Here is an 18,958-nt window from a genome sequence, read left to right on the forward strand (position 1 = left end):
CCCATTTACGCCACCTGTAAACTCTGGCTTAGAGACTGTAGGAGTCGCAAAGTCACCAGATGTACCTAAAATACCAGAATCTTCTTTTCCGCTATCTTTTTTTGGATCTAATTTCCCAGCTAAATCCTTATCCGAATCCTTCTTAGAAGGTTCCACTTCTTTATCTTCCACATAGACAGGATCTTTTGGTTGACCCTCAATATAAGATCGAACCCAATCCAGCTGCTCTTTTGATAAGACTAAACCACCACTGCGACTTCCTACAACACCATTTTGGTGAACTCCAATTAAAGCACCTTTGTCATTATAAAGACCACCACCAGACGCTCCAGGTTTCGTACCTCCATAGCTAATACCCTCTATACCAGAACCAAAGTCAGTAGTATCTACAACTTCACTATCCAATACAGGAGATAAACGACCGTCCGGGAAACCATAAACCGAAACTTTTTCACCTTTAGCAACAGAAGTTGATTCAGATACCACCTCTACAGGAGTTGCTCCTTTTACCTCTTCTTTTAATCGAACCAAGGCTAAGTCATTTTTAAACCCAAATACTGAATCTTTCTTATTCCAATAAACAATATCATCATCTGAAAAGTTCATAGAAGCACCACTTGGTAAAGTTGCCTTATAAACTGTATTGGTACGACCTGATTTCGTAACAACCTCAGAACCCTTAGTCGTTAAGAAATTATGAGCTACAGTTAGCACCAAATTTGGTGCAATTAAAGTGCCTGAACCAGAACCATCTGGTGTTTGAATATGCGTTGTAGCATAGAAATTTTCTGAACCATTCGGAGCTTGTAACACCTCTTTACTAGGCACAGGTAAGTTCGATTTACCACTTAAATCAACTTTACCAACTTCCGTTCTAGTAAAGTCAGAGTTAGACTTTGGTATCACATCAGACACTACCGCTCTTATAATTGTATTACCTAAAGCTAACTTACTGACATATTCATCAGACCAACTTGTGTCACTTGCTAGTTTGTTAATTGGCACTCCGTTATAGGACACAACTTTAGCTGTTGGGGAAGTTGATATTAACTGTTTGAAATCTGGATTTTGTCTTAAATGAAAATTCAAACCACTTCCAACAGGACCTTCCTGAACAACCTTATCTGAAATCAAACGAGTTCCTTTAGTATCTTCCACTCGAAGTAGAACACGACCTTTTTCTTCACCTTTTACTAAAGTAGCTCGACCTTTTTCATCAAAACTATACAAAGCACCGTCAATCTCAGACTCTACATCTTTTAAAGCTATATGATTTTCATCATAGTAGTAACGGTTTGCACCATCTATATACCAACCCTTTATACCATATTTATCAACCATTGACTGAATCCAAGCTCTGTGCTTTTCCGTAAAGATAGTACCACCGCCAATACGCTCACTCTCAGGAGCGTTTGAAGTATTTGTTCCGTGCTGGTGGATACCGACTACCTCTCCCTTATCATTAAACAAAGGAGCACCTGAAAAACCTCCTAAAGCTGAGGAATGATAAGTGACTGCACCACTCTCTTTATTGATACTGCTCACAGTTGTTGAGACTGAATAAGCCTTACCGTCTTTCAAGCGAGCTTTATTCTCTTCACTTAAATTTGGAGTCGAAAAATCATTAGGATATCCGACCATAGTGATTTTATCACCAGTAGAAACCTCTTTATGACTCAACTCTCTTGGAGAGTCCTCACCACCTGTCATAGCTTCTACAGGCTTTTTAGTTACCACTACTGCTAAGTCATTGCTATAGTCTTTACCAAAGTCTTTGCCGTTATACAAGTGAATAGAGTCTTTTTCAAGAGCTTCTGATACCCCTGAAGTAGGTACTTTATTGCTTTTCTCCTTTTCCGAGTTCATTACAACATAACTACGAGCAGACTCCCCACCACGCAAGACCGCAGACTTATCCTCTTGGTTTTTATCATAGTAGTTATGAGCTACTGTTACCATCACATTCGGCGCTACAAAGACACCGCTACCTGATGCGGTTTGTTTTCCACTCGTTCCACTGTCATAAGTTGTGTAAGTCATAGCAACACCTTCTGCAGATTTACTATGAACATCCACATCGTGAATATCGCTACCGCCTTGAATGACATCAGCATAAACAACCCCACCACCAATAACTGGTAACTCTGGTGCAGCTAAGCCAATCACCGCTGATAGTGTCAAACAACCAACCAAACCATAAGCTTTGGATTTACGAAATTTCCCTAAACCCTTTAAACATATAAACATATATTACCTCACTTTAACTTTCAAAGTTAATTTATCCAAGTAAATTTATCCAAGTAAATTCTAAAAAATAAAATATTACAGTTTCCATTAGCATAACACTCTCTACTTTGATTCTTACAATAAAAATAGACATAGACTATTTTGCTACGTTACAAATGCTATTTAAGTACTGTATCTACAGGAATATCGTTTTTTATAAGATATTATCCTAATCAGAAAACTAAGTTATACATAAACTTATATATAAATGTTCATTTGTAGCCAAACTGTATATTTTCTTATAAATTATAACACATTTTACAGACGCTTTCCAATGTCTTGAAAGAACTTATACCAAACTAGATAGCAAAATGAATTGTTTTACACCAAGGTCAAGAAAAAACTCATACTCAATAAAAATCAAAAAGCAAACTAGGAAGCTAGCCGCAGGCTGCTCAAGACACTGTTTTGAGCTTGCAGATAAAGCTGCCGTGGTTTGAAGAGATTTTCGAAGAGTATGAATTTCAAAGTATATATGAACTAGAATATTTACTGACTAGACTGTATACAAAAAGAGAGCTACCGAGCTCTCTCATTCATTACTTCACATATTTAAAAGGAATCTCACTACCACAGAGCCAATTGTAGACTTGGTCATTGACAAATACATTCATGGCTTCGTGAGCATACTCAGGCATGATACGATAGGACTTATCACAAGTCAGACGATTATAAATTGCAAACTGAGTAATAGGATAGCAAACATCGTCATCCAAGCCCGTAATCATTTTGACCTCACCCTTGATACGATGGGCAAGATTTTTCACATCGATATAGGCAAGAGTCGCCATGATTTCCTCCTCAGTTTCATGGAAAGGATCGTGAAACTTGAAATATCGGAAAAGTTCGTCGTAAGCCTCGCTAGTATTCCCAATCTCAAGCACTCGTCTGAAGTCTGACAAGAAGGGATAGATGGCAACTGTTGTCTGAATCCGTGGATTGAGCGCTGCTGCAACCAGAGCTAAAGCCCCTCCTTGTGAGGCCCCATAGCTAGAAAGTCGCTTCTCATCAACCTCAGGCAAACTGGCAATAATCTCAACCAACTGGTAAATATCCAGATAAACATCCTTATAAAAGAGATGCTCCCGACCTTCCATAGCACCACGGATAATATGCCCCTTAACGGTATTTCCTAGAGGAGAACGCAAGCCGTCTTGTGAGTAACCTGACTGGCCCCGCACATCCATGGAGACAACACCGTAACCAGATACGGTATAGGCCAGCATGTCGGTCCAATCCCAGCCACGTCCCATATAACCATGAAAATGGAAGATTAGAGGAACTTTCTCCTCACTCTTTGGAAGAACAACGCGTGCATAGACCTTGCCTTCATTGGTCCCTTCAAAGGTTAACTCATAGCACTTGACTTGAGGAAGGTGGAAATCTCTTTCCTCCAACTGGTAGGCTGGAAGAGTTGAAACTTTTTTCACTTCCTCATCCCAGAAAGCATCAAAGTCTTCTGGAACCTCATCCCGTCCTTTATAAGTCTTGATTTCTTCTAATAAAGCTGGATTTTTCATAATATACTCCTTTTGTTTTGTAATCGCTACCACAACTGTAGCATATCTAGGGAAGCAATGCAAGAAAGAAGGGTAAATAGAAAATGAATTTAGATTTTTTTCTTCAAACCTACTGACTGAAAGTCTAATAAATTGAATCTAGAATAGTACCAATTAACTTCTAAAGTATTTTTAGAAATTAATGTAAATGCCCCAGTTGATTTGTCTACAGCTTATCTCGATATACTATAGTTTCAATGGATATTGAATAGAGAATCACACACCAGAAAGCGAGGTAGCGTCATGAAAGCAATCGGTACGCAAATATTACAGACAGATCGTTTAATCTTGCGAAGATTTGTGGAGAGTGATGCGGAAGCCATGTTTCAAAATCGGGCTTCGTCTGCTGAGAATCTGACCTATGTTACTTGGAATCCCCATCCTGATGTTGAGGTCACTCGAAACTCAATTCGTAATTGGGTTGCTTCCTATGCCAATCCCAACTATTACAAATGAGCCATTTACCTCAAAGAAAACCCAGAGCAAGTGATAGGAGATATCAGCATCGTTACAATAGATGAGAACGATTCTTCTTGTGAAATTGGCTATGTGCTAGGCAAGAAATACTGGGGTCATGGTATAATGACGGAGGCCGTGAAAGCTGTCTTGGACTTCTGTTTTATTCAAGCAGGTTTTCAAAATGTCAGAGCTCGATATGCCAGTCTCAATCCAGCTTCAGGTCATGTTATGGATAAGACTGGAATGTCCTATCTAAAGACTGTTGCAAATGGGGTAGAGAGAAAAGGCAATATTGCGAACCTTATTTATTATCAGATAAGCGGAGAAGACAGATAATCTTAAAATTTATTGCTTATCCGCTGTTCTTATTTTTTATTTACTATTTCATTTATCCTCTTTTTTCCGAATAAATAGATAGAGCCAGAGAATCTAGTAAACCTAGATTTAAAAATGTGATATAATGAAAGGAGAAGAAATATGACTTTACGTCATCCGGGCATCAGCCCAACCAATGACTTGGTAGCTAAGAAAATCTTTAGTAATCCAGAAATCACTTGTCAATTTATTCGCGATATGCTGGACTTGCCAGCCAAAAATGTAACCATTTTGGAAGGGAGCAATATTCACGTCTTGCCTTCCCTGCCCTACTCGGCCCAAGATTTCTATACTAGCATAGATGTCTTGGCGGAGTTGGACAACGGCACACAAGTTATCATCGAAATACAAGTCCATCATCAGAATTTTTTCATCAATCGCCTGTGGGCTTATTTGTGCAGCCAGGTCAATCAAAACCTAGAAAAAATTCGCCAGCAAGAGGGCAATACTCATCAGAGTTACAAACACATCGCACCAGTATACGCTATCGCAATTGTGGATAGTAATTATTTCCAAGATGATTTAGCCTTTCATAGCTTTAGCATGCGAGAGGATACGACAGGTGAGGTCTTAACTATCACAAATAATGGACAAGAAAACCATCTGGTCAAGATGGCATTTTTGGAATTAAAAAAATACAGAGAAACCAGCAAAGACGAGGTTCGTAAACCGTGGTTGGAGTTTTTTGGTAATAAGCCCTTTACTCAAGAACCCGAGCGAGCCATCAGCCAAGCAGACCAACTGCTAGATTACAAGAGCTGGTCCGAGGAGGACAGGAAGATGTTTAGTCAACTACGTATGCGAGAAGAACAGGCATTATTGGCTCATGATTATGCCTTGGAAACTGCTAGGGCAGAAGGGATTGAACAGGGGTTGGAACGTGGTATTGAACAGGGACTGGAGCGTGGGAAAGTCGAAGGGAGTTTGTCTATGCTATTAAATCTAGTCCATCAAGGTCTTTTGCCTTCTGAAGTTGCCAGTCAACAGTTGAGTATGACTGTCTCTGAGTTTGAAGAACTATTGAAAGAGCACCATAAATAAGAACTAAAAAATACAGAGAAACCAGCAAAGATAAGGTTCGCAAGCCGTGGTTGGAGTTTTTGTAAATCATTAAATCAATGACAGATTTTTTCGTAATAGATGGAAGAATCTGTTTTTTTAGTTATGCTAGATGTGGGCTCTGAAATAGTAAGATATAGTGTATTGAAATAAGATATGAACAAAGAAATTAGGAAAGTCAAATTATAGTTAAATGAAATAAAAACTGAACAAATTGATTGCGGAATTCAAGCTAATTTCTAGCAATGTTTTAGAAAACTCGGTGGACTATTTCGGATTCAATCTACTATAATTTCTAGAAATTTTTTAGAATCCGCAGTGTGCTATTTTAGATTCAATAAATTGTGCTTTTAGAAACGAAAAAAGAGCATTTCCGCTCTTTTCTCCTGTTCAATCTTATTTTGTTGCTTCTTTCTTTTGGAAAGTGGTTTGGTAATTTACTTTAATCGTTACTGTCATATGAGAGTCCTCGTTTCTTTTTGATGACTCTAGTATAAGGGGCAAACCTGAAAGCTAGCTTAAGATTTCCTTAGAGAAAGCTTAATCTAAATGTTCTTTCTTCTCCAGATGAAGAGCTATCATGCGCCACTCCGGATCCTCTTGCCAGCCTTCAATAGAACTAATGTAGCTTGCAACCTTTCTGGCTTCTTCTAAAATCGGAAAATCCTCGATAATATCAGCCACTTGAAACTCTGGGAGACCTGACTGTCTGGTTCCAAAAATCTCACCAGAACCACGCATTTTCAAATCTTCTTCGGCCAGGACAAATCCATTGGTGGTTTCTGTCATGATTCGCATGCGGTCTTTCCCAGAATCAGTCTTGGGATTGGCAACGAGAACTGCATAAGACTGCTTATCTCCCCGACCCACACGACCTCTGAGCTGGTGAAGCTGGCTGAGCCCGAACCGATCGGCATCCATGATAAGCATGACGGTCGCATTGGGAACATTAACCCCAACCTCAATAACCGTTGTCGAAACCAGAATATCAGTTTTTCGCTCTTTGAACTCCTGCATAATCTGGTCTTTTTCGTCACTCTTCATCTTACCATGTAGAAGAGCCACCTCTGCCTTACCAGCAAAATGAGCTGTCAACTCCTCTGATAAGGCAATAGCATTTTTCAAATCCAGAGCTTCTGATTCTTCAATCAAGGGAGAGATGACATAGGCTTGTGAACCTTTTTGAATTTCCCCCTCTAACCAAGTCAAAACCTGAGGTAGTTGCTCATGCTTGATCCAACGTGTCACAATGGGTTTCCGACCTGCTGGCATCTGGTCGATAATGGAAACATCCATATCGCCAAAGGCTGTGATGGCCAAGGTTCGTGGAATGGGAGTCGCCGTCATCATGAGAACGTCAGGATTGTCACCTTTTTCTCGTAGGATTCTTCTTTGCCCCACACCAAAACGGTGCTGCTCATCGATAATAATCAAACCAAGGCGAGCATAATCCACCCCATCCTGAATCAGAGCGTGAGTTCCGATAATCAAATCAGCTTCACCCTTGGCAATAGTCTCTAAAACTTCTCTTTTTTCTGCCACTTTCAAGGAACCTGTCAAAAGAGCCAGTTTCAAGTCCGGAAAAAGACCCTTCAAACTCTCAAAGTGTTGCTCTGCTAGGATTTCTGTTGGCACCATGAGGGCTGCCTGATAGACAGCCGTCACCGCCGCAAACATTGCCAAACCAGCGACCACCGTTTTTCCGCTCCCCACATCCCCTTGCAGGAGACGATTCATGTGGCGGTCAGACTTCATATCAGTTAAAATTTCCTGTAAACTCTTTTCCTGAGCTTGGGTCAAGGCAAAAGGTAGACTTTCTTTAACAGCCGACACTTTTTCCTGAGACCAATCCAGAACCAGACCGCTTCCCTGAACTCTGTTTTCATACTTGAGCGTCTGCAATTGCATTTGGAAATAAAAGAGTTCCTCAAACTTGATACGGCGAAGGGCCTGCTTGTATTCTGCCAAATCCTTGGGGAAATGCATGGCGCGAACAGCCTGACAACGGGACATGAGTTTGTATTTGTCCAGCAAAGACTGGGGCAGATTTTCCTCTATCAAGAGGTCCAGCCCCTGATCAAAGGCTGTCTTAATGACCTTAACCAGACTGGCCTGACTAATTCCCTGAGCCAGACGATAGACAGGCTGGAGATCATCTTCCACCTGAGCCAAAACTTTCATCCCTGTCAGACTAGCCTTGGCGCGGTCCCATTTTCCAAAAACAGCAAGGGTTGCTCCCAACTCTATCTTATCAGCTAGATAAGGCTGGTTAAAGAAATTCACCGCAAAAACGATTTCTCCCTGCTTGAGGCTAAAACGCAGGCGATTTCGCTTAAAACCATAATACTGGACACTGGCAGGAGTCACGACTTGACCAGACAGAACCGCCTTTTCGCCGTCTTCCAGCTCCAGCACCTGCTTGGTCTTGAAATCTTCATAGCGGAAAGGAAAGTAGAGCAAGAGGTCTTGCAAGTTTTCAATTCCTAGTTTGGCGTATTTTTCTGCTGACTTTGGTCCCACACCAGGTAAGACATGCAAGGGTTGATGTAGATTCATGCTCCACTCCTTTCTTTTTAATAATATTCTCTCGGAATACGGTCGCTGAGGAGACAAACCACCTCATAGTTAATGGTTCCGCGGTAGGTCGCTACCTGAGTTGCTGTGATTTCCTTGTCGCCGTTGGTGCCAATCAGGGTGACTTTTGTTCCTAGCGGATAAAGCTTAGGCAGACGAATGGTAATTTGGTCCATAGAAACCCGCCCAACGATGGGGCAAGCTTGGCCATCTACCAAGACAGAGAAATTCTGCATGTCTCGTGTCCAACCATCCGCATAGCCGATTGGTACGGTCGCAATGACTTGCTCGCTATCTGCCTGATAGGTTGCTCCATAGCCCATGCAAGCCCCAGCTGGAACTGTCTTGACATGGACTAAAGCAGATTCCAAGGTCAAGGCTGGTTTCAAGTCATAGGGTAAGTCCAAGACCTCTCCACTCGGATTGAGACCATACATAGCGTCTCCCATACGGACTGCATTGAAAATGGTCTCTGCATGCCAAAGAGTCGTTGCCGAGTTGCTGGCATGAACCATCTCTGGCACTTCCTTCATACTTGCCAAAATAGTTTTAAACCGTTCTAACTGGATATTAAAGTAGTCATCTGATTCCTCATCTGCAGTCGCAAAGTGGGTAAAAATCCCTTCAACATGCGCACCATGTTGTTGAAGCAAGTCTTGAGCCTTATTAGCCTCACCAGCCTCTCTAAAACCAATCCGTCCCATCCCTGAGTCAATTTTGAGGTGGACTCTCAAACCTGATAGGTCTGCTTCCTTAACTAAGAGTGCTTGAATCCACTCCAGTCCAGCCACTGTCAAGGTGATATCATATTCTTTAGCCAGAGCAACTGCTTCGATGTCAGAAACTCCTAAAATAAGGATTTTCTTGCTGAGTCCAGCCTGTCTGAGTTCAATGGCTTCATCGATATTGGAAACGCAAAAACCATCGACATCATCTTGAATAGCCGTCGCAACGGCAACAGCTCCATGCCCATAGGCATTGGCCTTGACCACCGCCCATTTGAGCGTTCCTTGAGGGATATGAGCCCCCATTTGTTGAATGTTTTGTCGAATAGCTCCCAGATGAATCAGAGCCTTGGTTGGTCTATGTAGACTAGCTTTCATGATTTTCCTCCAAAATGACACTGGCTGTCACAAACTGATCTGTATGGCTGATAGACAGCCAAATCTTTCCTGAAAACGGTGACTGACTAAAATAAGGCGCCCCGCGTTCATTGTTCAAGACTTCCAAATCCTGAAAACTCAGCTTTCCAATACCTGTTCCCATAGCCTTGGAAAAGGCTTCTTTAGCCGACCAGCGACCAGCCAAATATTCGATCTGTCTGCTCCCTTTAAGACTGGTAAACCGCTCCATTTCCTTAGCTGTCAGCACGCGCTTAGCAAATCCTTCGTGTCGTGTAACTGCGCGTTCTATCGAAGCTAATTCCTCGATATCAATTCCGTGTCCAACTATCATTCTCATCAAAAGGAGTTGAGATTCCCCAACTCCATCCTTTTCACTTATTTTGTCAAGGTAGCATAGATTTCTTCTACCAAAGCCTCTGTATTTTCCCAACCTAAGCAAGGGTCGGTAATAGAGCAACCAAAGACCTCTGGTTGGTTTTGACGACCATCTGCTAGGTAGGATTCAATCATAAAGCCTCGAACTGTCTTTTTGATTTTCTCATTCCAATCACGATTTTGCAAGGTCTGGCGAACAATTCGAATCTGCTCCATATATTGCTTGCCTGAGTTATCATGGTTGGTGTCGATGAGGATAAAAGGATTTTCAAGTCCCATTGTCTCATACCGTTCAATGGCATTTAGCAAGGTTTCATAGTAAAAGTTAGGCTCATTTTTCCCATATTCATTGACTGCTCCACGGAGGATAACGTGGGCCAAAGAATTTCCTGAAGTCTCAACTTCTTGACCATGGAAGAGGAAGGTCTGTTTGTTTTGAGCGGCATAGATACCGTTAAACATGACCCCAAGATTTCCTGAGGTTGGATTTTTCATCCCGACCGGTGCATCAATCCCTGAGGCCACAAAGCGGTGCTCTTGGTCTTCCACAGAACGAGCCCCAACAGCATGGTAGCTGACTAAATCATCTACCAAGACCAGATTTGACGGATAGAGCATCTCATCTGCCGTTGTCAAACCAGTCTCTGTAATCACGCGGTAATGCAATTGGCGCACAGCCTGCAAGCCGTTGATTAGACTTGGAGCCTTAGAAGTATCTGGCTGATGTACCAAGCCTTTATAGCCGTCTCCATTGGTGCGAGGTTTAGCAGTATAAACACGCATAACCATGAAAATCTTGTCCACCACCTTCTTTTGCAAGGCTGATAAACGGCGGGCATATTCCAAAACAGCCTCTTCATTGTCAGAAGAGCACGGACCAATCACCAAAAGGATACGGTCATCTTCTCCTGAAATGATGTCTGCCAATTCTCTATCACGACGCTCCTTTAGTCGCAAGGCTTCCGCAGATAATTGGGTTTCTGCCTTGATTGCTTCAATATCGATTTCTTGACCTTTTTCAATAAATGCCATCTTATTCTCCTAGCGTTTGGTAGATTTCTCTGACAAGGGCTTCCGTATTTTCCCAGCCAAGGCAAGGGTCTGTGATAGACTTGCCAAATACTTCTGGTTCGTTTTGACGACCGTCTTCTAGATAAGACTCAATCATAAAGCCACGAACGTACTGCTTGATTTTTTCATTCCAATCACGGTTAATCAAAGTCTGGCGGACAATTCGAATCTGATCCATATATTGCTTACCAGAATTGTCATGATTGGTATCCACGATGATAAAAGGATTTTCCAAGCCCATTTTCTCATACTGGGCAATGGTATCCATCAAATTATCATAGTAGTAGTTGGGAATATTCTTACCATACTCATTGGTCGCTCCACGAAGAATGGCGTGTGAAAGCGGGTTCCCAGTTGTTTCCACTTCTTTTCCTAGGAAAAGGAAACTCTGTTTGTTTTGAGCAGCATAAATCCCATTAAACATGACATTGAGATTTCCAGAGGTCGGATTTTTAAAACCAGTCGCGAAATCTGCCCCACTTGCTACAAAGCGGTGTTGCTGGTCTTCAACCGAACGGGCACCAACCGCCATATAAGAAATCAAATCATCTACAAGCGGAAGATTTTCAGGATAAAGCATTTCATCAGCCGTTGTCATGCCTGTTTCTGTGATAACACGATAGTGAAGATGACGAACAGCTTTGATTCCGTTGATGAGGCTTGGCGCTTCTGTCGCATTAGGTTGGTGAATCAAACCCTTATAGCCATCTCCATTAGTACGGGGTTTTGCAGTATAAACACGCATAACCATAAAGATACGGTCTGCTACTTCTTCTTGCAAAGCGGCCAAACGCTTAGCGTACTCAAGGACAGCTTCTTCATTGTCAGATGAACATGGCCCGATTACCAAGAGAACTCGCTGGTCTTCTCCACGTATAATGGCTTCTAGCTCTTGATCGCGCTGTGATTTTCTCTCCAAAGCTTGGCCTTCTAATTTTGATAAAGCACGAACTTCTTCAATATTGATTTTAGGACTTTTTGCTGTAAATACCATAACTCATCTCCTTATAAAGCAAACGGATACCAAGTAAAAATTTACTTTTCACAAGGTATCCGCCTCTAAACTATCTCATTTTATTGTCTTTTACCGTGACAGTTTTTAAACTTCTTACCAGAACCACATGGGCAAAGTTCATTCCGTCCAATCTGGCTCAAATCCAAATCTTCCGGCATACTTGCTTGGTGGGCAGCGATATTGCGAGTCGCTGTTGTACTGATATGGTGTTCTGCTTGTGGTCTTTCTTGTTCATGAATTTGTGCTTTCATCATCAAACGTGTCACATCAAACTCAATCGAACCAATCATATCATTAAACATACGGAAACCTTCTGCCTGATACTCAACAACTGGGTTGTTCTGAGCATAACCACGAAGTCCAACCGCATTACGCAATTGATCGAGGGCATCGATATGATCTGTCCACTTGTTATCTACCACTCGTAGAATCAAAACTTTTTGGAATTCTTTAACTGCTTCTTCATCGCGTAGTTTTGAAACCTGACTATCGTAAACTTGCAAGGCACGTTGGAAGAGTTCTTCCTTAATAGCCTTATCAGACAAGCCAGACAAATCTTCCATCGTAATAGAATCTTCTGGAAGCAAGTTATACTTAGCAAAGTTCAAAATTGCCTCTAGTTTTTCATCTTGTTTGGCACGCGCATGACCATCAACGACACGACCAATCGTGCGTTTAATCATAGCCTGAATTTCAGGTGCCAAGTCACGATCTGCAGTGATGACATCGTAACGTTGAGCGTAGATAATCTCACGTTGTTCACGCATGACATCGTCGTATTGAAGGACTTGTTTACGAGTATCGTAGTTATTTCCTTCGACACGTTTTTGCGCTGCTTCAACCTGACGCGTCAACATACGAGACTCGATGGCCTCTTCAGACATGTTCAAGCGTTCAAAGATTCCCTTCAAGCGTTCAGAACCAAAACGTTTCATCAAATCATCTTCAAGAGATAGGTAGAATTGTGACTCACCTGGGTCTCCTTGACGACCTGAACGTCCACGAAGCTGGTTATCGATACGACGGCTTTCATGGCGTTCTGTACCAATCACACAAAGTCCACCCAATTCGCGAACCCCTTCACCAAGCTTGATGTCAGTACCACGACCAGCCATGTTGGTTGCGATGGTAACAGCACCACGTTGACCAGCATTCATAATGATTTGGGCTTCTTTATAGTGGTTTTTGGCATTCAAGACTTCGTGAGGCACGCCAGCTGCGACCAATTTCTTAGAAATGTAATCACTAGTTTCAACTGCAACTGTACCAACCAAGACTGGCTGACCTTTTTGGTAACGAGCCTTAACGTCTTCGACAACCGCCTTAAACTTAGCCTCAATACTTGCATAAAGAAGGTCTGAGTGGTCAATACGTTGAACAGGACGGTTTGTTGGAATTGGAATAACACGAATGTTGTAAATCTCACGGAATTCTTCTTCCTCAGTCTTACCTGTACCTGTCATACCAGACAATTTCTTGTACATACGGAAAAGGTTTTGGTAAGTGATGGAGGCAGATGTCTTGGTTTCATCCTGGATTGGCACACCTTCTTTGGCTTCAATGGCTTGGTGCAATCCATCAGAATAACGACGACCTTCCATGGTACGACCTGTAAATTGGTCAACGATCAAGATTTCTTGTTCTTCGCTCACCACATAGTCAATATCGAGAAGCATGATGTAGTTGGCACGAAGGGCGTTATCAATAAAGTGAGTCAGAGCTACGTTTTCGATGTCATAGAGGTTTTCAAGCTTGAAGTAGCTTTCAGCCTTGTCAATCCCTGAATCAGACAAACCAATAGTTTTAGACTGCACATCGATGATGTAGTCGTCTTTGTCCAAAGATTTCACATAGTGGTCTGCCATGTGGTAGAGCTGACTGGTTTCAACTGCGTTAGCACCTGATACGATCAAAGGTGTACGCGCCTCGTCAATCAAGATAGAGTCAACCTCATCGACCAAGGCATAGTTAAGCGGACGTTGTACCATGTTTTCAGCGCGAACGACCATGTTATCACGAAGGTAGTCAAATCCGATTTCTGAGTTGGTTGAGTAGGTAATGTCACACTCATAGGCTTCTTTTTTCTCCATTGGAGATTTGGCAGCCAAGTTAATCCCTACTGACAAACCAAGCCATGAGTACAACTCACCCATCTCAGTCGCGTCACGTTCTGACAGGTATTCATTGACTGTAACTACGTGAACCCCTTTACCTGAAAGGGCATTGAGGTATACGGGCATGGTCGCAGTCAAGGTTTTCCCTTCCCCTGTACGCATTTCTGGCACGTCACCATGGTGAAGAACGATTCCCCCCATGACCTGAACCTTATATGGGAATAGACCTAGGACACGTTTGGCACCCTCACGGACAACCGCAAATGCTTCATAAAGCAATGAATCCAGTGATTCTCCATTTTGATAACGTTCTTTAAATTCAACTGTTTTTGCTTTTAGTTGGTCATCTGTCAAAGCAGCCATTTGGTCTTCGTATTTGAAAACCTTGTCAGCCATCTTTTCCAGACGACGGATTTCTCCTTTATCATTTTCGATAATTGTTTTTAAAATATTAGCCATGTTTTTCCTTACTTTAAATTCCGAATATTTTAGAATGTTCTTTTAATTTTAGCACAATTACTGATTATTTTCAAGGAAGAATCCCCATTTTGAAAAGGAAAAAGAGGCTAGTTTCCAAGCTTACCTCTCTGACTTTTATGATACTTTAATTGCCAAAAATCGGCAAAATCGCAAATAGGATAAATAGATTTATCCAAAAAGAAAGACAACAGATCAATCCAAAAACAAAGAGACTGACTTTCTTGGACAGCAAGGCCATCAAAATCGACAGAATTCCAAAAACTAGTAAAACTTTCTGCATGATTAAGAGATTGATAGATATTCCCAGAACTGGTTTATCCCAAGGAACAAAGAAGAAAGCAATCCAGATCAACAGAACTAAACCAATATAGACCTTAGAATAGCGTGTAATAAATGATTTTAGATGTTCCATAAGCCACCTCCTAGGATTGTATATCCTTTAAATATTGTATATGTCCATTTTCGACAACTAATACATATGTACAAAGGTCTGAAATATCTTCCGATATGTGCGAAGTCAGGATAACCAAACCATTTTCTTTTTTCAGATAAGATAAAATAACCTGTTTGGTCAACCTCACACTCTTCTCATCTAAAGCATTCATAGGTTCATCGAGAAAGAGTATAGATGGTTCGGCAATAAAGGCTTGAATCAAAGCCATTTTTTGTTTCGTTCCTAAGGATAAATGACGGTATTCAACGTCTTCAAATTCCTGTAAATCATAGTATTGAATCCAATAGGCAATTCTTTTTTCAGTAATGTCAGATGAAAAATACCTTAACAGTTCCAAATTTTCTCTCAGGGATAAATGAGATAGAAACTCTACCTTTTCAATTAAAATCCCTGCATCCTGAATATAATGATTTTTTACCCCGTAAACTTTGCCATCTTGAAGAACTTTTCCTTTGTCAAGCTTAATATAACCAGCAAGTATCTTTAAAAGAACTGTCTTGCCAGATCCATTATCACCTTTAAGGCCATAAATTTTTCCTGATTGAAAGACCAGATTTAACTGATTTAAAATAGGTCTTTTCCCATAAATTTTCTGTCCATTTATAATTTCAAGTCTCATCGTTTATCCTTTCTTAAATTTCTCTTCTAACCGACTAACAATCAAGATAACTAATAAACTTAAGAGTCCTAAATATACTATCACAATATGATCCATCATCCATTCTTGTCCCACAAATGCTAAAAAATAGAGAAAAAATGAAAAACCAGCGCCTACACTAATAAGTGCTATCAGATAAGACAGTAACAAATACAACATCATTAACTGAGCAAGTAAAAAGAAGAGAGCAACTGTTTTGAAATGAATTCCTAGCGGAAGTAAACCAAGAAACCAGACAAATAAATCTTGAGTAAAAAATTTAGAAATGACAACCAATCGTTTCCTTGTATAATCGAAAAAGGAGCTTGATTGATAGCGAATCAAATGATGATAATGATCGGCCAAATCAGTTTCAAGCAAAATGACAGAGAGCCATCCTAACATGAAAATAGAAAGGTTTAACAAGAGTTTGGGGATTTCTAAATTCACTTCAGAATAGTCATTATAGGAAAAGATTGAAATCAATTCCCTCTTGAAAAAGATAACAGCATCCTGCTTTTGAACCGCTGTTGACAATAGATAGTTAATCAAAATCATCATCAGAACTATACGAAGTAGTAAAACAATCTTTCTCTTTAGCAAAATATTGTTAAAATTCTTAAACATTATCTTCATATTTTTCAAGCACCATATAAGGGACAATATAAAGGATGTAAGGAGTGAAGAGTTTCATCAAACTTACATCCCCATAGCTAGCTTGCATCAAACTCGTCATAGGAACCATATAGTATGGCAAGATACTATAGAGTAGCATAGAACCAAGCCAAAGAAACATCAAATAGGCAATTGCCGAACGAGTCACATTCCCTAAATAATCAACTATTTTTAAAAAATAGACCGTATTGATGAAGATACCGATTAGAAGGACACACATAAAAAACAAATAACTTTTTATTTCTCCATCTAGAAGCCTTTGTAAACTACTTCCATCAGAAAATAGGGAATTCCATTCCAGAGGAGAAAAAGTCCCAAAGAAATAGGTTATGATTGCAATTATCAGCACAGTCACTAAATATATCACACAAGGGATACTTGCAAGTTGAAAAGTCAACTTTCTTTTTAACCCTTGATAACTCACTTCTCTTCCAATACTCAATCGTAAAACTTTATTTTTCAGCTCAATATATTGAAAACCTAGCAAAGAAATGATGATTGGAATAATAAATGATTGATAAAAGCCTAGATTGAACTGGAGAATACGAAAATCTAAAGCTGATTTTAATAAGTCATTTTTAATTGCTTGTCCATCGAATTTGGCTAGGTCAGGCGCATGAATATCAAAAAAGAAATAAGTCATCAAAAAATCACGATAAACCAAAGCAAGAAAAATCAAAGTAAGCAAGACATAAACAAATTTATTCCTTGCCAAATTTAAGAGAGGAATCTTCATAAGCCACCTCCTATAAATAGAAAGTAATATAATACTCAATGAAAATCAAAGAGCAAACTAGGAAACTAGCCGCAGGTTGCTCAAAGCACTGCTTTGAAGTTGTAGATAAGACTGACGAAGTCAGCTCAAAACACTGTTTTGAGGTTGTGGATAGAACTGACGAAGTCAGTAACCATACCTACGGCAAGGCGACGTTGACGTGGTTTGAAGAGATTTTCGAAGAGTATAAATCAATGCCTTCCACCTTTTGACTTCCCGAGTTCCCGTCTCAAGCGAAGCATTTTTTTGAAACAGAAATAAGTTAACCTATTCAGACCAATAGCTAGCAGAATAAAAAGAAACCAAATGCCCCATAACTTGATATCTGTCACATTTCTCAAGACGATATTGAAAAACAGAACTGAAATAACTGTCCAAGCAAGGCTAAAAAGAGCATAGAGGGGGATGTAAAACCAGTAAAAATAGTAAAAAATTGGGAAAAATTTACTATCTCTATCGGCCTTTTCAATCCAGCTGAAAAAGTAAAACCAGGGAAATAAGATTATCAATTTAAACAAATGTTTCATCACCAGCCCCTCTCGATTTGACAGCGCTTTCTTTATCTTCATTCTATCAAAAAAATCTGGAAATGTCATTCCAGATTCTGCTTTTTTATTTACGTTTTCTTGCGATGAGATGAATCGGTGTTCCTTCAAAGACAAAGGCCTTGCGGATTTGATTTTCCAAAAAACGTAGGTAAGAAAAGTGCATAAGTTCTTCTTCGTTGACAAAGATAACAAAGGTTGGTGGTTTGGTTGCCACTTGGGTCGCGTAGAAAATCTTGAGGCGTTTCCCTTTGTCTGTCGGTGTTGGGTTGATGGCAATGGCATCCATGATGACATCGTTCAAGACAGCTGATGGGATACGTGTATTTTGACTTTCACTGATTTGCTTAATCATCTCAGGAAGTTTGTGGAGACGTTGCTTGGTCAAAGCGGATACAAAGATAATCGGTGCGTAAGGCAGGTATTGGAACTGCTCACGAATATCTTCTTCCCAGTTTTTCATAGTGTGGTTGTCCTTTTCAAGTGTATCCCACTTATTGACCACGATAATCATCCCTTTACCAGCTTCGTGGGCAAATCCAGCGATACGCTTGTCGTATTCACGGATACCCTCTTCCGCATTGATGACCATCAAGACCACATCTGAACGGTCAATAGCACGCATGGCACGCATGACAGAGTATTTCTCGGTATTTTCATAAACCTTACCAGACTTACGCATACCAGCTGTATCAATCATGGTAAACTCTTGACCATCTGTATCTGTAAAGTGGGTATCAATAGCGTCACGCGTTGTTCCAGCAACTGGACTGGCAATGACACGGTCTTCTCCCAAAATAGCGTTAATCAAGCTTGATTTTCCGACGTTAGGACGACCAATCAGGCTAAACTTAATGACATCTGGATTTTCTTCTTCATATTCATTTGGAAGATTTTCTACGATGGCATCTAGCACATCCCCTGTACCGATACCATGGACAGATGAGATAGGCAGTGGTTCACCCAAACCGAGGGCATAAAAATCATAGATATCATTTCGCATCTCAGGGTTGTCCACCTTGTTAACTGCGAGGATAACTGGTTTGTGGGTTTTGTAAAGCTTACGGGCTACGTATTCGTCTGCATCGGTAATTCCTTCCTTACCAGACACGACAAAGACGATAACATCTGCTTCTTCCATAGCAATTTCTGCCTGGTGCTTGATTTGTTCCATGAAAGGAGCATCGACATCATCGATTCCTCCTGTATCAATCATGCTAAAAGAGCGATTGAGCCACTCACCCGTCGCATAGATACGGTCACGTGTCACTCCTTCGACATCTTCTACAATGGAGATTCGCTCACCAGCGATCCGATTAAATAGGGTTGATTTCCCAACATTGGGACGTCCTACAATGGCAATAGTTGGTAGGGCCATAAT

General features: G+C 40.7%; 16 protein-coding genes and 1 pseudogene. 3 read left to right on the forward strand and 14 right to left on the reverse strand.

The features are described from left to right. Both SMSK564_RS0102380 and SMSK564_RS07485 read right to left on the reverse strand, forming a co-directional pair. Positions 1-2,247: trypsin-like serine peptidase (locus SMSK564_RS0102380; RefSeq protein ID WP_000469276.1), on the reverse strand; the 2,247-nt coding region annotated here is incomplete at its 3' end. 578 nt (positions 2,248-2,825) lie between these two features. Next, on the reverse strand, positions 2,826-3,806 hold the full coding sequence (locus tag SMSK564_RS07485) for an acetylxylan esterase (protein WP_000795096.1): 981 nt from the start codon (positions 3,804-3,806) through the stop codon (positions 2,826-2,828). Positions 3,807-4,088: 282 nt separating this feature from the next. Here SMSK564_RS07485 and SMSK564_RS07490 point away from each other — a divergent pair. Both SMSK564_RS07490 and SMSK564_RS07495 read left to right on the forward strand, forming a co-directional pair. Then, positions 4,089-4,640: pseudogene (locus tag SMSK564_RS07490) on the forward strand (GNAT family N-acetyltransferase). A gap of 141 nt (positions 4,641-4,781) precedes the next feature. Further along, positions 4,782-5,720, forward strand: coding sequence for an Rpn family recombination-promoting nuclease/putative transposase (locus SMSK564_RS07495; RefSeq protein ID WP_000175242.1), 939 nt, complete (start codon positions 4,782-4,784; stop codon positions 5,718-5,720). A gap of 558 nt (positions 5,721-6,278) precedes the next feature. Here the strand turns inward: SMSK564_RS07495 and recG are convergent. From recG to SMSK564_RS07540, 10 genes are all read right to left on the reverse strand, one after another. Next, positions 6,279-8,294 (reverse strand): ATP-dependent DNA helicase RecG, encoded by a 2,016-nt coding sequence (recG, locus tag SMSK564_RS07500; protein ID WP_001048730.1) that lies wholly within the window; start codon positions 8,292-8,294, stop codon positions 6,279-6,281. A 17-nt stretch (positions 8,295-8,311) separates the two neighbouring features. Further along, positions 8,312-9,415 (reverse strand): alanine racemase, encoded by a 1,104-nt coding sequence (alr, locus tag SMSK564_RS07505; protein WP_000647927.1) that lies wholly within the window; start codon positions 9,413-9,415, stop codon positions 8,312-8,314. Continuing rightward, positions 9,405-9,767, reverse strand: a complete 363-nt coding sequence (gene acpS, locus SMSK564_RS07510) for a holo-ACP synthase (RefSeq protein WP_000634998.1) — start codon at positions 9,765-9,767, stop codon at positions 9,405-9,407. The genes alr and acpS overlap by 11 nt, the downstream gene beginning before the upstream one ends. Before the next feature lie 44 nt (positions 9,768-9,811). Next, positions 9,812-10,843: a 3-deoxy-7-phosphoheptulonate synthase gene (locus SMSK564_RS07515; protein WP_000864044.1), complete on the reverse strand. Its 1,032-nt coding sequence runs from the start codon at positions 10,841-10,843 to the stop codon at positions 9,812-9,814. A gap of 1 nt (position 10,844) precedes the next feature. Then, positions 10,845-11,876 carry a 3-deoxy-7-phosphoheptulonate synthase gene (locus tag SMSK564_RS07520; RefSeq protein WP_000232195.1) on the reverse strand — a complete coding sequence of 344 codons (1,032 nt, stop codon included), beginning with the start codon at positions 11,874-11,876 and terminating at the stop codon, positions 10,845-10,847. 80 nt (positions 11,877-11,956) lie between these two features. After that, on the reverse strand, positions 11,957-14,470 hold the full coding sequence (gene secA / locus SMSK564_RS07525) for a preprotein translocase subunit SecA (protein WP_001274074.1): 2,514 nt from the start codon (positions 14,468-14,470) through the stop codon (positions 11,957-11,959). 145 nt (positions 14,471-14,615) lie between these two features. Continuing rightward, on the reverse strand, positions 14,616-14,903 hold the full coding sequence (locus SMSK564_RS07530) for a hypothetical protein (protein ID WP_000400607.1): 288 nt from the start codon (positions 14,901-14,903) through the stop codon (positions 14,616-14,618). A gap of 10 nt (positions 14,904-14,913) precedes the next feature. After that, positions 14,914-15,564, reverse strand: a complete 651-nt coding sequence (locus tag SMSK564_RS07535) for an ABC transporter ATP-binding protein (protein ID WP_001235277.1) — start codon at positions 15,562-15,564, stop codon at positions 14,914-14,916. Between the two features lie 3 nt (positions 15,565-15,567). After that, the gene (locus tag SMSK564_RS0102390) at positions 15,568-16,209 is read right to left on the reverse strand and encodes a hypothetical protein (RefSeq protein ID WP_000475780.1); all 642 of its coding nucleotides are present in this window, start codon (positions 16,207-16,209) and stop codon (positions 15,568-15,570) included. Further along, positions 16,202-16,993: a hypothetical protein gene (locus SMSK564_RS07540; protein WP_000701258.1), complete on the reverse strand. Its 792-nt coding sequence runs from the start codon at positions 16,991-16,993 to the stop codon at positions 16,202-16,204. The genes SMSK564_RS0102390 and SMSK564_RS07540 overlap by 8 nt, the downstream gene beginning before the upstream one ends. Before the next feature lie 38 nt (positions 16,994-17,031). On the opposite strand from SMSK564_RS07540, the gene SMSK564_RS13460 reads away from it, so the two are divergent. Next, positions 17,032-17,244: a hypothetical protein gene (locus SMSK564_RS13460; RefSeq protein ID WP_004236553.1), complete on the forward strand. Its 213-nt coding sequence runs from the start codon at positions 17,032-17,034 to the stop codon at positions 17,242-17,244. Here the strand turns inward: SMSK564_RS13460 and SMSK564_RS13670 are convergent. Further along, positions 17,224-17,559, reverse strand: coding sequence for a hypothetical protein (locus SMSK564_RS13670; protein ID WP_025170902.1), 336 nt, complete (start codon positions 17,557-17,559; stop codon positions 17,224-17,226). The two genes, SMSK564_RS13460 and SMSK564_RS13670, sit on opposite strands and share 21 nt — an antisense overlap. Positions 17,560-17,644: 85 nt before the next feature. Next, entirely contained in the window at positions 17,645-18,955 is a 1,311-nt protein-coding gene (gene der, locus SMSK564_RS07555; RefSeq protein ID WP_001207696.1) for a ribosome biogenesis GTPase Der, read from the reverse strand. Positions 18,956-18,958 lie beyond the last annotated feature (3 nt).

This window comes from Streptococcus mitis SK564, assembly GCF_000148525.1.
In the GTDB taxonomy this organism is placed as follows: domain Bacteria; phylum Bacillota; class Bacilli; order Lactobacillales; family Streptococcaceae; genus Streptococcus; species Streptococcus mitis_H.

Bases quoted from the DNA above. Each gene is read 5' to 3' on its own strand.
- SMSK564_RS13460 (WP_004236553.1), top strand. From the start codon at position 17,032: ATGAAAATCAAAGAGCAAACTAGGAAACTAGCCGCAGGTTGCTCAAAG.
- SMSK564_RS07515 (WP_000864044.1), bottom strand. From the start codon at position 10,843: ATGGCATTTATTGAAAAAGGTCAAGAAATCGATATTGAAGCAATCAAG.
- SMSK564_RS07520 (WP_000232195.1), bottom strand. From the start codon at position 11,876: ATGGTATTTACAGCAAAAAGTCCTAAAATCAATATTGAAGAAGTTCGT.
- acpS (WP_000634998.1), bottom strand. From the start codon at position 9,767: ATGATAGTTGGACACGGAATTGATATCGAGGAATTAGCTTCGATAGAA.
- SMSK564_RS13670 (WP_025170902.1), bottom strand. From the start codon at position 17,559: ATGAAACATTTGTTTAAATTGATAATCTTATTTCCCTGGTTTTACTTT.
- der (WP_001207696.1), bottom strand. From the start codon at position 18,955: ATGGCCCTACCAACTATTGCCATTGTAGGACGTCCCAATGTTGGGAAA.
- alr (WP_000647927.1), bottom strand. From the start codon at position 9,415: ATGAAAGCTAGTCTACATAGACCAACCAAGGCTCTGATTCATCTGGGA.
- SMSK564_RS0102390 (WP_000475780.1), bottom strand. From the start codon at position 16,209: ATGTTTAAGAATTTTAACAATATTTTGCTAAAGAGAAAGATTGTTTTA.
- recG (WP_001048730.1), bottom strand. From the start codon at position 8,294: ATGAATCTACATCAACCCTTGCATGTCTTACCTGGTGTGGGACCAAAG.
- SMSK564_RS07495 (WP_000175242.1), top strand. From the start codon at position 4,782: ATGACTTTACGTCATCCGGGCATCAGCCCAACCAATGACTTGGTAGCT.
- SMSK564_RS07540 (WP_000701258.1), bottom strand. From the start codon at position 16,993: ATGAAGATTCCTCTCTTAAATTTGGCAAGGAATAAATTTGTTTATGTC.
- SMSK564_RS07530 (WP_000400607.1), bottom strand. From the start codon at position 14,903: ATGGAACATCTAAAATCATTTATTACACGCTATTCTAAGGTCTATATT.
- secA (WP_001274074.1), bottom strand. From the start codon at position 14,470: ATGGCTAATATTTTAAAAACAATTATCGAAAATGATAAAGGAGAAATC.
- SMSK564_RS07535 (WP_001235277.1), bottom strand. From the start codon at position 15,564: ATGAGACTTGAAATTATAAATGGACAGAAAATTTATGGGAAAAGACCT.
- SMSK564_RS07485 (WP_000795096.1), bottom strand. From the start codon at position 3,806: ATGAAAAATCCAGCTTTATTAGAAGAAATCAAGACTTATAAAGGACGG.